Below are 15,400 nucleotides of genomic sequence, written 5' to 3'. Positions count from 1 at the left end.
TGCTTGATTCCTACTTAATAACTTATTTTGTTGTCGCTACCTGAAGAATAGTTTTCATACAAAGTAACAACACGTTGAACGCCAGATGTGGTGCGAACAATCTCAGTAACAGTTGCTTGTTGCTCTGGAGTGAGCAATCCCAACACATAAGTTGTTCCGTTAAAAGTGGCTACTTTTACATGACCTGGATAAACTTTCAAACTTAAGCCTAACAATCGTGCGCGTACTTTAGAAGTAATCCAAGTATCCGCATTGATATTAGCCAGCGTTCGTTTTGCAGGCAGCACTTGCACATAGTTATAAACTTGTTTCACAGCAGGTTCTGAATGTGCTGCACGTTCAATCAGTGCATATTCGTTATCATTTGCTGCTTGCCCCATCAGCAGCACGTTATGGTTATAGCTGATAACTGAGAACGTTGTGGTGCTGGCTGAATTGGCTTGTTTCACTAAGCTGCTGGCGTTGCTTTTAATACGCAGTTCCAACGCCTCGTCATCAATTTTGCTGCCCATGCTTCTTCTGTCTACTGCAAAATCGGTTGCAGAACCTACTCCAGCCACTGTGGCTGTAGTGGCAACAGCTGCTGTGGTACACGCACCCAAACCGCTAGCCGCAACAATCGCTAAAGTGAGTACTTTTAAGTTTTTCGGTAATTGCTTCATTAAATAACCTCCAGTTTTCAGGCTGCCTGATTTAGGCAACGCCTTCGGTTAGCATGGTGTCAATGCAATCACACATCGCGTGAATCAGCAAAATATGCACTTCTTGAATACGTGCGGTGCGTGGATAAGGCACATTCAGTAAAACGTCGCCATCTTTGAGCATGGCTGCGATTTTGCCGCCGTCTCGCCCTGTCATGGCGATGATGTTCATGTCGCGTTCGTGGGCGGCTTTGATGGCTTCAATCACGTTGGCAGAGTTGCCTGATGTGGAAATGCCCACCAGCACGTCGCCTGCGCGTCCTAATGCGCGAACTTGTTTGCTGAAAATATGGTCAAAACCGTAATCATTGCCGATGGCTGTGAGTGCGGAAGTGTCGGTTGTCAGCGCAATCGCGGCTAATTCCATGCGTTCTTTTTCAAAACGACCTGTCATTTCGGCTGCGAAGTGTTGCGCGTCTGCGGCTGAACCACCGTTGCCACAAATTAGGAATTTGCCGTCATTGGCTAATGCGTTAAACAGCAACATGGCGGCTTCGGCAGTGGCTTCCGTCATCACTTCTTGCGCGATTTGTTTGGTTTTAATGCTTTCTTCAAAGTGCGCGGCGACACGTTCGTTTAAAGTAGTCATCTGTTTATCCTGTAATGTTGGTTATCCATTGCGGTGGGGCGTTGCCTTCTATCAACACGGCATCGAGTCGGCAAGCTCCGTTGTGGGGATTTTGCTGTAAATAAAACTCTGCGCTGCGTTGTATTTTGTTTAACTTGCTGGGCGTTATGCTGTACGCTGCGCCGCCAAATTGTTTATTTTTGCGGTATTTTACTTCTATAAACAACAAAATGCAGCCTGAAAGCATAATTAAATCGATTTCGCCATAAGGGCAATGCCAGTTTCTTGTGATGAGCTGACAGCCGTTTGCTTGCAAAAATTGCAGGGCTTGGTCTTCGGCGACTTTGCCTTTGGGGTGCGTGAGTTTCATATTTTCAGGCTGCCTGAAATTTTTTAGCTGATTGTTCGGCAGCCGTCAGCGCGATTTTGTCGCGGACGTATAATAATTCTGCGTGTTCGGGAGCGGTGGCGGTGTATCGCTCGGTTTGCGCCAGCGCGAGATAATCGGCTGCGGTGGGCATTTGTGCGCTGCCTGAAAATTGTGGGGCGTTGGGTAAGGCAAATGCGTTGCCTACGCCAATCACTTGCTCGGCACGATAGTTTTCAGGCTGCGTGATATCTTCGGGTTTGCCCACTTGATAGGGGCTGAGCCGTTTGTGATTTTTGGTGTCAAAAAAGGCGTAAAACACTTCGTTCATGCGTGCGTCTGTGGCGGCTAATACGCATTCGTTTTCAGGCTGCAAATAGGCAACTGCGTCTTGGCAGGGTATGCCGATAAGCGGTGTGTTGAATGGCGTTGCCAAGCCTTGCGCCACGCCAATGCCAATGCGTAATCCTGTGAACGCGCCTGCGCCTTGTGCGTAAACAATCGCGTCTAAATCGGCTACGATGCATTGTGCTTGCGCGAGCAATGCGCTGATTTGTGGCAAGATATAGCTGGATTGTTGATTGCCTACTTCTTCGTGATACGTGTACAACTTGCCTTTGGCTTGCAGGGCAAGGGATAGGAAGGTGGTGCTGGTATCAATGGCGAGTAGATTTTTTTCAGGCTGCATGATGGTTGCGCTTTACATAAATAGTGCGGATTATATCATGCTCTAATTAACAGGCTGCAATATAAACTTTTTTTGAATGGATTGAACAATGAAGAAACCAATTTGCGTAGTATTAAGCGGAGCTGGGATTAGCGTGGAAAGTGGCTTATCCACATTTCGCGGCAATGGTGGCTTGTGGGCAGGCTATCGTATTGAAGACGTTTGCACGCCCGAAGGCTTCAAGCGCGACCCACAACAAGTGCTGGATTTTTACAACACTCGCCATCAGCAAGCGGAGTTAGCGCAACCCAACGCAGCGCATAAATTGTTAGCAGAACTAGAATCCGTGTTTGAAATGAAGATTGTTACTCAAAATGTGGACGACTTACACGAGCGCGGTGGCAGCAGCGAAGTTTTGCACTTGCATGGCGAACTGAACAAAATGCGTAGTACGGTGGACACGGATTATATTGTGCCATGTACAAAAGACATCACACGTGATGACAAAGACCCGAATGGGTTTGCCATGCGTCCGCATATTGTGTGGTTTGGCGAATCCGTGCCGCTTTTGGATACCGCAATTGAATGGGCGCAAACAGCTGATGTAATGTTGATTATTGGCACGTCTTTGCAAGTGTATCCTGCGAATACGTTGCTCAATTATGTATCGCCAGACGTGCCGATTTTTGTGATTGACCCTGCGCCTATGGAACAAGCAGCGATGGCAAATGTGGAATTTGTGAAAAATACTGCTTCTGCTGGATTAGCTTCGTTGAAACCGTATTTATTGAAATTGGCGAATGCAGCCTGAAAAATAAATTATTTTTATTTTATTAATTAACATTATTTCACGATTCATTTTTTTAACTTACAGTCTTGTTAAAAACGTAAATCAATTGTTAAAATGTATTGATATATGTCAATTTCTGGCTAGCTACTAAAATAATTTAGTTATTCACTTTTAATTAAAATAAAAAGGTTATTTCCATCAAAAAAATCCTTACTTGTTGTGTCTATCTTGTTGGCTTTATCAGCTTGTGGTGGTCAAGAGTCTGCCAATCAAACTCCTGCAGCGCAAGCAAGCAGTGCTTCCGCAAGCGATACCGCGACTGCTTCTGATGCAGAGAAAAAAGCCGAGCATTACATCGGTGGTACCGATGCTAGCTTCCCTCCATTTGACTTCAAAGAAAAAGATGGCAGTATTGCAGGCTTTGACGTAGAAATTTTAAATGCTATTGCACAAGACCAAAACTTCTCTGCTAGTTTTTTGGCAATTTTGGCTTTTAACTTTTGCCAATTTTTAGAAAATTTGGTCTTGTTTTTGAAACGTTTTTGTAGTTTCGCTAATTTGCCTTTTAGGTTCTTAAATGCGTTAATCGGCTCAAAATATTCGCCATTGGACAAAGTAGCAAAACGAACGATGCCTATATCAATACCGATTTCTCCGCCGTTGGGTTTTGGCGTTTCGGTCTCAAATTCTGTTTGAATAGAAACATACCACTTACCGCATTTTTGGCTGACGGTTACATTTTTCAGGCTGCTTGAAATAGCTCGGCTATTGAAATAGCTTGGCTATTGCGATAACGCACCCAACCTATTTTTGGCAAATAGATACGGTTATTGTGCTGTTCCAATTTGCAGCCTTGAGGAAAGCGAAAACTGTCTTTATCGCCTTTACGTTTGAACTTTGGGAAGTCGCCGCGTTTTGCAAAAAAGTTTTTAAACGCACTTTCCAAGTCTTTTAGACTTTGTTGCAAAACTTGGCTGTGGCAATCCTTTAACCACACTAGCTCACGTTTCCATTCAGGCAGCAAATTCGCAATTTTGGCGTAACTGAATTTGAAAGAGTTATCTTTTTGATATTGTTCATTTTGATACGCCAAAGCGCGATTGAATACGAAACGTGAACAGCCGCAAAATTGTTTCATTTTGTGGACTTGTTCTCCGTTGGGCATTCATTCAAATTTGAACGCTTTGAGTATCAACATTTTTAGGTTTCAGTTTTAAAAAATTGGCTAAATTTTAACATTGATTGGACTGCTTCGCAGTCCGCGCCTGATATCTCCGCCGTGAACGGCGCATTCGGATAAATTCCATAAATAGCTCCAAAACAGATATTTCTATTAATCTATCTCAATAATTAGCGTATTTAATCTATTTTTTATCTCCAACACTTGCTAGAATTCTTATAACTTTAAATTATCTCTTTTTTTGACAAATATTTCTGATATGGATAAAACCTCTCAACCCGCCCTATCTGCGTTAATTATCCTTGCGCACTATCACGGTATCGCCGCCAATCCAGCTGACATTTCTCATCATTTTTCAGGCAGCCTGAACAATGATTTAAGCGAAACCGAATGGCTTTTAGCCGCCAAAAAACTGGAACTCAAAGCCAAAGTCGTGAAACAACCCATTTCACGCTTACCTATGGCTTCACTACCCGCCCTTGTTTGGCGCGAAGATGGAGACCATTTTTTACTCGCCAAAATAGACGGCACAGGCGAAGCTACGCAATATCTTATTCACGATTTAAGCGAAAGCCGCCCAATCATTCTCAATGCCAGCGAATTTGCCGCACGATATTCAGGCAAAATGATTTTTGTCGCATCTCGCGCATCCGTGTTGGGCAGCTTGGCAAAATTTGACTTCACTTGGTTTATCCCAGCCGTGATTAAATATCGCCGCATTTTTTTAGAAGTGCTGCTGGTGTCCGTTGTTTTGCAGATTTTCGCGCTTATCACACCTTTGTTTTTCCAAATTGTGATGGATAAAGTATTGGTTCATCGCGGCTTTTCTACTTTGGACGTGGTCGCTGTTGCGCTGTTGGTGGTTAGCTTGTTTGAAATTATGCTAGGCGGTTTGCGCACCTACATTTTCGCGCACACCACTTCACGGATTGACGTGGAACTGGGCGCGAGACTATTCCGCCATTTGCTCGCCTTGCCATTGGCGTATTTTGAAAATCGCCGCGTAGGCGACACCGTAGCGCGTGTACGCGAGTTGGAGCAAATCCGCAATTTTTTAACGGGTCAGGCTTTGACTTCAGTATTGGATTTGGTGTTCTCGTTTATCTTTTTGCTAGTGATGTGGTATTACAGCCCGACTCTCACGCTAGTCGTGATGGCATCGTTGCCAGCGTATGCGTTTTGGTCGGCATTTATCAGCCCGATTTTGCGGACACGATTGAACGACAAATTTGCGCGAAATGCCGATAATCAGTCGTTTTTAGTGGAAAGTATGACAGCGGTCGGCACAATTAAAGCAATGGCAGTTGAGCCACAAATGACGCGCCGTTGGGATAATCAACTGGCGGCTTACGTTGCGTCCAGTTTTAAAGTAACCAAACTCGCCGTGATTGGACAACAAGGCGTGCAACTGATTCAAAAATTGGTTTCGGTGGCGACTTTGTGGATTGGGGCGCGATTGGTGATTGAAGGAAAATTGTCTGTTGGGCAACTGATTGCGTTCAATATGCTGGCAGGACAGGTGGCTGCGCCTGTGATTCGCTTGGCGCAGTTGTGGCAGGATTTTCAGCAAGTGGGGATTTCGGTGGCGCGTTTGGGCGATATTTTGAATGCACCGACTGAAAATCCGCAATCGCGTTTGGCGTTGCCCGATATTCAAGGCGACATTACTTTTGAACACGTTGATTTTAGATACAAAGCCGATGGGCGTTTGATTTTGCAGGATTTGAATTTACAGATTCAGGCAGGCGAAGTGTTAGGGATTGTTGGGCGTTCAGGCTCGGGAAAATCCACGCTAACGAAACTGGTTCAACGCTTATACACACCTGAAAACGGACGTGTTTTGGTGGACGGTAACGATTTAGCATTGGCAGACCCTGCGTGGTTGCGCCGACAAGTGGGCGTGGTGCTACAAGAAAATGTGTTACTCAATCGCAGTATCCGAGACAACATCGCGCTAACCGATACAGGTATGCCGTTGGAACAGATTATTCAGGCTGCCAAATTAGCAGGCGCACACGATTTCATTATGGAATTGTCGGAAGGTTACGACACAATGGTAGGTGAACAAGGCGCAGGTTTATCGGGTGGACAGCGCCAACGCATTGCGATTGCTCGTGCGTTGATTACCAATCCGCGCATTTTGATTTTTGACGAGGCAACCAGTGCGCTGGACTATGAAAGTGAACGTGCGATTATGCAAAATATGCAAGCGATTTGTCAGGGACGGACGGTACTGATTATCGCGCACCGATTATCTACGGTTCGCCACGCGCATCGGATTATTGCAATGGATAAGGGCAAGATTGTGGAACAAGGAACGCATCAGGCTTTATTGCAAAAAGCAGATGGATATTATCGTTATTTGTATGATTTACAGAATGGGTAAGTTTTTCAGGCTGCCTGAAAAGAAATCAATATTCAGGCTGCCTGAAAAATGCAGCCTGAAAATATCAAAAGGTTATCAAAATGTGGTTTTCTGCACTAAAAGACTTTTTCTCTCGTTATCTAACCGTATGGCGTAACGTATGGGCGGTACGCGACCAACTTGACCCGCCGCCACGTAGTGAAGATGAACGTGCTTTTTTACCTGCTCATTTGGAGCTGACTGAAACGCCGCTTTCTGCTGCCCCTAAAGTAGCGGCAAGATTGATTATGTTGTTTACCGTATTGGCACTGGTTTGGTCTTGGTTTGGTCATATTGATATTGTCGCCACTGCATCGGGTAAAACATCTTCAGGCAGCCGCAGTAAAATCATTCAGCCTTTGGAAACGGCTGTGGTGAAAGCGGTTCACGTTCGTGATGGACAACACGTTCAAGCGAATGAAACGCTGCTTGAATTAGAAGCAGTCGGCACGGATAGCGATGTGGCGCAATCGGAGCAGGCTTTGCAAGCGGCGCAGTTGTCTAAATTGCGCTATGAATCCGTATTAAACGCGCTGCAAACACATACTGCGCCGCGTATGGACTGGGCTACTGCCAAAACGTTTCATATTTCAGAAACCGATTTTCAGGCTGCTCAAATTCTCGCGCAAAACCAATATCAAGCGTGGGCTGCACAAGACGAACAATTACAATCCGTCTTGCGAGGGCATCAAGCAGAATTGCAATCAGCACGAGCGCAAGAGCAAAAATTGGTTTCGGTGGGCGCGATTGAGCAGCAAAAAACTGCCGATTATCAAAAACTCAAAGCTGAAAATTTTATTTCGGAACACACTTATTTGGAGCAGGAAAGTAAATCTGTCAGCAATCAAAATGATTTACGCAGCACGCGCGGTCAAATTCAACAAATTCAGGCTGCCATCGCGCAAGCGGAGCAAAATCGCACTTTGAACACGCAAAATCTCAAACGTGATACTTTGGACGCGCTCCGTCAAGCTAATGAACAAATTGACCAATATCGCAGCCAGACGGATAAGGCCAAGCAGCGCAAGCAACTGATGACGTTACAATCGCCTGTCAATGGTACGGTTCAAGAGTTGGCAACTTATACGATTGGCGGAGTGGTTCAGGCTGCACAAAAAATTATGGTGGTTGTGCCTGATGATGAAAAAATGGAAGTGGAGGCTCTTGTTTTAAACAAAGACATTGGTTTTGTGGAACAAGGTCAAGATGCTGTGATTAAAATTGAGAGTTTCCCGTATACACGCTATGGCTATCTGACAGGCAAAGTGAAAAGCATCAGCCACGATGCGACCACGCATGAGCAACTGGGTTTGGTTTATACCGCGATTGTTTCGCTGGATAAAAATCATTTGAATATTGATGGGAAAACGGTAAACCTGACCGCAGGTATGAACGTGAGTGCGGAGATTAAAACAGGGAAACGCCGCGTTTTGGATTACTTGTTGAGTCCATTGCAAACTAAGATAGATGAAAGTTTCAGAGAACGATGATTTGATGATTCTTCAGGCTGCCTGAAAACAAAAAAGCAACCAAAATTCTTTGGTTGCTTTCTCTTATTTTCAATAAGAGACAGTAAAAATCCAAATAGGATTTATATTTCATGAAATTATTTATGCATTTTTTTCTATTTTTTAAAATAAAAATGCGCATCTAAGCAATTATTTTAGAAAAAATAAAATACTTTGATTTATATTAATCAATATGTTGGATTAAGTAGAATAGAGACTCAACTTTTTGATACAATCTATCAATTAAAAAAATAGTATTAGGAGTCTACAAATGGATAAATTTTCAGAACTAGGCAGCATCGCGTGGTTATGGACAAATTCAGAATTACACCAAAATTGGCCTTTATCGCTTTTTTCAACCAATGTTATTCCAGCTATTGAAACGCAACAGTATGTATTGTTGGTTCGAGATGGGATGCCTATTGCCTATTGCAGTTGGGCAAGGTTGAATTTAGAAACGGAAGTGAAATACATCAATGATGTTACTTCTCTTAAATTGGAAGATTGGCAATCTGGCGACCGATATTGGTTTATCGATTGGATTGCACCGTTTGGCGATAGTTATCTTTTAACAAAACATATGAGAAAGTTATTTTCTGATGGTTTGTTTAGGGCTATTCGAGTGGACGCAGGTTCGTCGAATGGGAAGATTTCTGAATTTTATGGGAGAAATGTTGATGCAAAATTAGCTATGCAATCTTTTGAACAGTATCAAAAAGAGCTGATGAATGCATTATCTCAACAGGATAATTTTATCATCAGTACATCAAAATAATTTTTTAACAACAAATGGATAGAACAGCTTGAATGGTTTCAGGCTGCCTGAAACCATTTTAATAATGTCTATTCAAATTTGAAAATTGAGGTGAATTATGAACTTAGTAACAACAAAAGCTAAATTAAAATCTGGCGCACAAGCAGGTGTACAAGCTTTGAACAAAGCTGGACACGCAGCTAAAACAGGTACAGTAGCAGCAGGTAAAGCAACCGTAGCAGGTGCAAAATCTTTATATCTTACCATCCCTAAAGATTATGACATTGAAAAAGTAGGCAGTCTGAACGAACTTATAAAAGCAGCAGATGAACTAGGGATTGCTCGATTACAAGAAGATGCTAACAATATTGAAAGTGCTAAAAAATCAATTGATACAGTAGAAAAACTTTTAAGCTTTACTCAAACTGGTGTAGCCGTTTCTGCTAAAAAATTGGATGAACTTTTGCAAAAATATTCTTCAAGTCAATTAGCAAAAAGCCTAGGCAGTTCAGCAAATATTGATTCTAAATTAACCAAAACCAATCAGATTTTATCTACTTTAAGTTCTTTCTTAGGTACTGCTTTGGCTGGTATGGATTTGGATTCACTGGTAAAACAAGGTGATGCCAGTGCAACTGACTTGGCAAAAGCAAGCCTTGACTTGATTAATGAATTGGTCAATAACATTTCAAATAGCGTTCAATCAATAGAAGCATTTTCTGAACAGTTGGGCAGATTGGGAGCAGCGATTTCTCAAACCAAAGGTTTATCAGGTTTGGGCAACAAATTGCAAAACTTACCTAATTTTGGCAAAGCAAATTTGGGCTTAGAAATGATTAGCGGTTTGTTGTCAGGCATTTCAGCTGGTTTTACTTTGGCAGATAAAAACGCCTCTACTGAGAAAAAAGTAGCAGCAGGCTTTGAATTAAGCAATCAAGTAATTGGTAATGTTACCAAAGCCATTTCATCTTATGTTTTGGCACAACGTGCTGCTGCGGGCTTATCAACCACAGGCGCAGTTGCCAGTCTAATTACTGCTTCTATTATGTTGGCAATCAGCCCATTGGCGTTTATGAATGCCGCAGATAAATTTAAAAATGCTTCTCTAATTGATGAATTTGCTAAACAATTCAAAAAATTTGGTTACGATGGTGATAGTCTATTAGCTGAATACCAACGCGGGGCTGGTACAATTGAAGCTTCTTTGACTGCAATTAATACAGCATTGGGTGCAGTATCTGCTGGTGTATCTGCTGCGGCAGTAGGCTCAGTTGTAGGTTCTCCTGTTGCTTTGTTGGTTGCTGGTGTAACAGGTTTGATTTCAGGCATTTTGGAAGCTTCTAAACAAGCAATGTTTGAAAGCGTTGCGAATCGTTTACAAAGCAAAATCTTGGCTTGGGAAAAAGAAAATGGTGGTAAAAACTATTTTGAAAATGGATATGATGCCCGTCACGCGCATTATTTAGAACGCAATTTAAAATTACTGTCTGAATTGAATAAAGAATTGCAGGCTGAACGTGTTATTGCGATTACGCAACAACGTTGGGATGCAAATATTGGCGAATTAGCTGGCATCACCAAATTGGGCGACCGTGTAAGCAGTGGTAAAGCTTATGCTGATGCATTTGAAGATGGCAAAAAATTAGATGGCGCTTCAAATGTTACTGTGGACACAAGAACAGGTGTGGTTGATATTAGCAATGCTAATGGTAAAAAAACACAAGCTTTGCATTTCACATCACCATTACTGACAGCGGGTACTGAAACTCGTGAGCGTGTTCAAAATGGTAAATATTCTTACATCAATCAATTAAAATTTAACCGTGTGAAATCGTGGACAGTTAAAGATGGTGAAGCTAATTCACGTTTGGATTTCTCAAAAGTTATTCAACACGTTGCCTTTAATGATGAAGATGGACGTTTAAACGGTAAAACAGAGGAAATTGCTTTGAATGTGAATGCAGGTTCGGGCAATGATGATATTTTTGCTGGTCAAGGTAAAATGAATGTGGACGGCGGTGCTGGTCACGACCGCGTGTTTTACAGTAAAGATGGTGGTTTGGGGCAAGTTAATGTGGATGGTACTAAAGCTACAGAAGCTGGCAGCTACACAGTAAACCGCTCGATTAACAATGGGTCGTTCTACCACGAAGTAATTAAACGCCAAACTACACAAGTTGGTAAACGTACAGAAACGCTGGAATATCGCGATTTTGAATTAAAACGTCCTGAACATGGCTATCAAACAACTGATACATTAAAATCAGTAGAAGAGATTGTAGGTAGTCAATTTAGTGATACATTCAAAGGTTCTAAATTTGCTGATATCTTCCATGGTGGCGATGGTAATGATACACTGGAAGGTAATGATGGCGATGACCGTTTATTTGGTGGTAATGGTGATGACCATTTATATGGCGGAAACGGGGATGACTTATTAGATGGCGGTAAAGGTAATGATGTAATAAATGGTGGGGACGGCAATGATGTCTACATTTCTCGTAAAGGTGATGGCAATGACACGCTGTATGACTCACATGGTAGTGATAAATTAGCGTTTGCTGATGCAGATTTATCTGAATTGACTATTGAGCGCACTGCGCAAGGTATCATGATTAAACGCAATGATGGTTCAGGCAGCATCAATATGGCTGAATGGTATAAAACACTATCTCGACCAAATTATCATGGCAATGCGACTGATGACAAAATCGAACAAATCATCGGTAAAAACGGTGACTATATTACGTCAGAACAAATTGATAAATTGCTAAAAGATAAGCAAACTGGAACCATTACTTCCGCTCAATTGCAACAATTAGCGCAAGAGAATAAGAGCAAATCTATTGACTCTGGTAATCTTGCGAGCACATTGAATAAATTGATTGAATCTATGGCTTCATTTGGTTCACGTGGTGCAACGGCTTCAAATTATTTGCAGCCTGCGCACAAATCACCGCAAAATGTATTAGCACCTAGCGCAGTGTAAATAATGCGATAGCACCATTTGCCCATTTTCATTTTACGAAAATGGGCAAATGATAATTTTGTGTTCAACCATTTATTTTCAGGCTGCCTGAAATATCAATACCATTAATAACAAACTCAATATGAAAAAAATTTCACCTTTATATTTGATATTTAGTCTATTTTGTACTCAATCTGTCAATGCATTTACACTACAAGAAGCGTGGGCAGCAGCTAAGGAATACTCAGCAGATTATCAATCAGCTCAATTTCAACGTGATGCCAGTATGGAGCAACGTAAACAAGCAAGAGCTGCTTTTTTGCCACATATTGCAGCAAATGCTAATTATCAGCATCAGCCCCCTTCTGTGTCTAGCACAAAAAAATCTAAAACTTGGAATATACAACTGAGTCAAACATTATTTGATGCCAGTAAAATGGCACAATATCGTCAAAGCAAATATAACAGCCAAGCAGCTGAACAACGATTCAATGCTAAAAGTGAAGATTTATTATTGAAAGTAAGCGAAACTTATTTTAATTTATTGCTAAGCAAAGATACTGTTTCAGCACACGCTTCTGAAAAAGCCGCTTATGCTCAACAGGTTAAACAAGCACAAGAAATGTTTAAACGTGGTGCAGCTGTTGCACTAGACATTCACGAAGCGCAAGCAGGTTATGATAATGCGTTGGCACAAGAAATTGCCGCTATTGCAGAAAAACAGGTTTTAGAAAATCAATTAAATAACTACACAGGTTTAGATAGCAAAACCATTTCACCCATTCACACTCAAAATTTGATTGAGCAGTATTTGCCAAAATTTCAGCAATACAGTTTGGCAGAATGGCAACAAATGGCTCTTCTCAATAATCCTGAATATCAAACGCAATTATTGACTGTGCGAAGTGCGGAAGAGGCTATAAATGTCGCTAAAAATAGCCGTTTTCCAACAGTTACAGCTAATGTTGGTTATCAAAGCCTCACTCAAAAGTCATCTAACCAAAGCCGTAATTATCGCTATCACGGTGAAGGACCTGTTGTTTCTGTACAATTAAGCCTCCCTTTGTATACTGGTGGCGAATTAAGCAGCAAAATCCGAGAAAATAGTGCACGCTATGAATCGGAAAATGCTCAATTAATTGAGATGGAACGTAAAATTAAACTAGCAGTTCGCCAAGCCCATACAGAAGGAAATGCTACCCATTACCAAATTCTAGCGCAAGAACGCGTATTAGCAAGCAGCCGATTAAAACTAAAATCTACCGAGACTGGACAGCAGCATGGTATGAGAAATCGTTTAGAAGTTATTCGTGCTAGACAAGAAGTTGCCCAAGCAGAACAAAAGTTAGCACAAGTTCGCTATCGTTTTTTGATTGCTTATTTAACGCTAGTGAAAGAAAGTGGATTGGGTGTAGAAAGTATTGAGAATATATGATTTCAACCGTGATACCCGCTATAAAAGAAAAGATTAATTACGTAATTTAAAAATAGGGCAGCCTGAAAAGATTTTTCAGGCTGCTTGCATATAAAATATGCACAATTGACAGCGATAAATAAAAAAGGGCTGTCCTAGATAACTAGGGAAATTCAAATTAAGTTAGAATTATCCCTATGAGAAAAAGTCGTCTAAGCCAGTATAAACAAAACAAACTCATTGAGCTATTTGTTGCAGGTGTAACTGCAAGAACAGCAGCAGAGTTAGTAAGTGTTAATAAAAACACCACTGCCTATTACTTTCATCGTTTACGATTACTTAATTTATCAAAACAGTCCACATTTAGAAATGTTTGATGGCGAAGTAGAAGCAGATGAAAGTTATTTGGTGGTGTCCTGAAAAGTGTGCTGTAAAACTAAACAATGCCAAAGTGAATATCAAAGAAAGCCAAATCAAAAACTTTCTTATGATAAAACATACTTTTAGAAAAGCAACACGTTTTTCTAAACGCTCGCCTTACTTTGTGCCGTAAACGACAGTTATTACCCTCAATGCCAACTGTGTGTTGCTTACCAACTAGATGCCATTCTTCATTTGAAAAGACATTTAAAAATGCAGCCCAGTCGTCGGTCGCCATTCTGTCGTAAGTTATGCGTAATTCTTTTAAACGCTGTTTGAGTGCTCGCGCTGTTGCTAAATCGTGCTTACCCCAAACGTAAGCGACAATTTCGCCACTTTCTCTGTGATAGGCATAGACTAGCCACACTTTATTAGACTTGTTACCGACAAATGTCCAAAACTCGTCTATTTCAAGTGTAGAGTAATGTTTTTGTTTAGGAAATGGCTCAAACTCATGGCGTTTTAAGGCAGCCTGAACTTTGTCTTTGCTGTAACCCGTAATTGCTGCAATATCGCGAATGCCACAACCTCTAACGGTCATTCTCCAAACCTGTTCATCAGCTTTGGAATGACAACCCTTATAGGTAAGGTTATGGTCGCCAATAAAATTACGGCAGCAATCTTTACAAAAATACTTTTGTTTACGATTGCCAGAGTAGCCATTTTTCTTTATATTTTGTCCTTGGCAGCGAGGACAAATTAGAGTTATTTCTGTTTTCACACACTCAAATATACTCTGTTTTCGCTGCTTTTTTATTGCTTATTTTTTACAGCACACTTTTCAGGATACCACCCAATTTTGCCTAGTTATGATAATTTCACAGATCCATTACTGTCCTATTTTTATTTTAATTAACTATAATTGAGTAAAAGCAGCCTGAAACGTTTTCAGGCTGCTTTTTTATTGATTATTTAATCTGGCAATGCTTAGCGCGTTTAGGTCGTCAAAATCAATATTGGTTTGTGTTTGGGTGGTGGGTGTGATTTGGGCAACTTGTTTGGCTAGCACAATACCGTGAATGGTTGCACCTTGTGTCCAGAGGTATTCTCCTGCATATTCAATCAGTTGCCAGTTTTCAGGCTGCCTGAATGGGGGAAGGTGGTTGATGAATTTGACTTTTTCTATTTGCCATTGAGCGGATTGGGCGTGTTGTTGTATGTGGCTGAGTGACAGGCTTTTGCTGACGTTGGGTAGCTGGGCTGTGCGCCAAAATCGCCAGAGGGAATAGGGATTGAAACTGGTAAGTAATAAGTGTCCTTGTGGGGTAGTAATGCGGTAGAGTTCGGCTAGGATTTGGGTGAGTTGGGGTTCGGTTTCGGGTAGGTGAGCGGTGATGATGCAGTCAAAAGTGTTGCTGCGCCATGGCAGGGTTTGTGCGCTGGCGATGATTTCAGCAGGGAGATATTCGCTTTGGGTGATGCTGTTTTCAGGCTGCATTTTTTGGGCGATGTGGGTGGATAGGTCGCCAAGCCATAGGGTGCGATAGGGGCGGTATTTGCTGAGGGCGGTTTGAATGAAGTCTTGCTCTTGTATGATGAGATAGCTGCCGAGTGTGTCGTGGGTAAACCAGTCGTATAGGAATTGTTTGTCTAGCATTTTGGTTTTCTCTTGGACTGCGGTGGAGAAAAAATTATAGTGGATTTTGTGTTTTTCAGGCT

At 41.8% G+C, this 15,400-nt stretch carries 14 protein-coding genes and 2 pseudogenes; 8 read left to right on the top strand and 8 right to left on the bottom strand.

What is annotated here, in order from left to right; translation table 11 throughout:
- Positions 1 to 14: 14 nt before the first annotated feature.
- From QEO93_RS05470 to tsaB, 4 genes are read right to left on the bottom strand one after another with little or no spacing between them, the layout of a single operon-like run.
- Entirely contained in the window at positions 15 to 662 is a 648-nt protein-coding gene (locus QEO93_RS05470) for a BON domain-containing protein (protein WP_032136243.1), read from the bottom strand.
- Positions 663 to 693: 31 nt separating this feature from the next.
- Positions 694 to 1,290, bottom strand: a complete 597-nt coding sequence (locus tag QEO93_RS05465) for a phosphoheptose isomerase (protein ID WP_032136242.1) — start codon at positions 1,288 to 1,290, stop codon at positions 694 to 696.
- 4 nt (positions 1,291 to 1,294) lie between these two features.
- Complete coding sequence (locus tag QEO93_RS05460; protein ID WP_032136241.1) at positions 1,295 to 1,639, bottom strand: YraN family protein; 345 nt, start codon at positions 1,637 to 1,639, stop codon at positions 1,295 to 1,297.
- A 4-nt stretch (positions 1,640 to 1,643) separates the two neighbouring features.
- Entirely contained in the window at positions 1,644 to 2,324 is a 681-nt protein-coding gene (tsaB, locus tag QEO93_RS05455) for a tRNA (adenosine(37)-N6)-threonylcarbamoyltransferase complex dimerization subunit type 1 TsaB (RefSeq protein ID WP_032136240.1), read from the bottom strand.
- Between the two features lie 88 nt (positions 2,325 to 2,412).
- Between tsaB and QEO93_RS05450 the strand changes: the two genes are divergently transcribed.
- Both QEO93_RS05450 and QEO93_RS11605 read left to right on the top strand, forming a co-directional pair.
- Positions 2,413 to 3,114, top strand: a complete 702-nt coding sequence (locus tag QEO93_RS05450; protein WP_032136239.1) for a Sir2 family NAD-dependent protein deacetylase — start codon at positions 2,413 to 2,415, stop codon at positions 3,112 to 3,114.
- A 198-nt stretch (positions 3,115 to 3,312) separates the two neighbouring features.
- Positions 3,313 to 3,516 (top strand): annotated as a pseudogene (locus QEO93_RS11605) (amino acid ABC transporter substrate-binding protein); the annotation flags it as partial.
- On the opposite strand, the gene QEO93_RS05445 reads toward QEO93_RS11605, so the two are convergent.
- Positions 3,444 to 3,737 (bottom strand): transposase, encoded by a 294-nt coding sequence (locus tag QEO93_RS05445; RefSeq protein ID WP_342446720.1) that lies wholly within the window; start codon positions 3,735 to 3,737, stop codon positions 3,444 to 3,446. The pseudogene QEO93_RS11605 and the gene QEO93_RS05445 sit on opposite strands and share 73 nt — an antisense overlap.
- A gap of 98 nt (positions 3,738 to 3,835) precedes the next feature.
- Positions 3,836 to 4,231, bottom strand: coding sequence for an RNA-guided endonuclease InsQ/TnpB family protein (locus QEO93_RS05440; RefSeq protein ID WP_245190601.1), 396 nt, complete (start codon positions 4,229 to 4,231; stop codon positions 3,836 to 3,838).
- A gap of 301 nt (positions 4,232 to 4,532) precedes the next feature.
- On the opposite strand from QEO93_RS05440, the gene QEO93_RS05435 reads away from it, so the two are divergent.
- The 6 genes and pseudogenes from QEO93_RS05435 to QEO93_RS05410 all read left to right on the top strand — a co-directional run.
- Positions 4,533 to 6,659, top strand: coding sequence for a type I secretion system permease/ATPase (locus QEO93_RS05435; protein WP_003788051.1), 2,127 nt, complete (start codon positions 4,533 to 4,535; stop codon positions 6,657 to 6,659).
- A gap of 80 nt (positions 6,660 to 6,739) precedes the next feature.
- Entirely contained in the window at positions 6,740 to 8,167 is a 1,428-nt protein-coding gene (locus QEO93_RS05430) for an HlyD family type I secretion periplasmic adaptor subunit (protein ID WP_003788049.1), read from the top strand.
- Positions 8,168 to 8,456: 289 nt separating this feature from the next.
- Positions 8,457 to 8,960, top strand: coding sequence for a toxin-activating lysine-acyltransferase (locus tag QEO93_RS05425; protein WP_032136238.1), 504 nt, complete (start codon positions 8,457 to 8,459; stop codon positions 8,958 to 8,960).
- Between the two features lie 97 nt (positions 8,961 to 9,057).
- Positions 9,058 to 11,928, top strand: a complete 2,871-nt coding sequence (gene rtxA / locus QEO93_RS05420; RefSeq protein ID WP_032136237.1) for a hemolysin RtxA — start codon at positions 9,058 to 9,060, stop codon at positions 11,926 to 11,928.
- 121 nt (positions 11,929 to 12,049) lie between these two features.
- Positions 12,050 to 13,342, top strand: a complete 1,293-nt coding sequence (locus tag QEO93_RS05415; protein WP_032132903.1) for a TolC family protein — start codon at positions 12,050 to 12,052, stop codon at positions 13,340 to 13,342.
- Positions 13,343 to 13,518: 176 nt separating this feature from the next.
- A pseudogene (locus tag QEO93_RS05410) lies at positions 13,519 to 13,726 on the top strand (IS1595 family transposase); the annotation flags it as partial.
- A 31-nt stretch (positions 13,727 to 13,757) separates the two neighbouring features.
- Here QEO93_RS05410 and QEO93_RS05405 read toward each other — a convergent pair.
- On the bottom strand, positions 13,758 to 14,462 hold the full coding sequence (locus tag QEO93_RS05405; RefSeq protein WP_284627637.1) for an IS1 family transposase: 705 nt from the start codon (positions 14,460 to 14,462) through the stop codon (positions 13,758 to 13,760).
- A 180-nt stretch (positions 14,463 to 14,642) separates the two neighbouring features.
- Positions 14,643 to 15,338: a class I SAM-dependent methyltransferase gene (locus QEO93_RS05400; protein ID WP_032137773.1), complete on the bottom strand. Its 696-nt coding sequence runs from the start codon at positions 15,336 to 15,338 to the stop codon at positions 14,643 to 14,645.
- Between the last annotated feature and the right edge of the window lie 62 nt (positions 15,339 to 15,400).

It is taken from the genome of Kingella negevensis (assembly GCF_030177895.1).
In the GTDB taxonomy this organism is placed as follows: domain Bacteria; phylum Pseudomonadota; class Gammaproteobacteria; order Burkholderiales; family Neisseriaceae; genus Kingella_C; species Kingella_C negevensis.
This window is presented reverse-complemented; position numbering and strand designations above follow the sequence as displayed.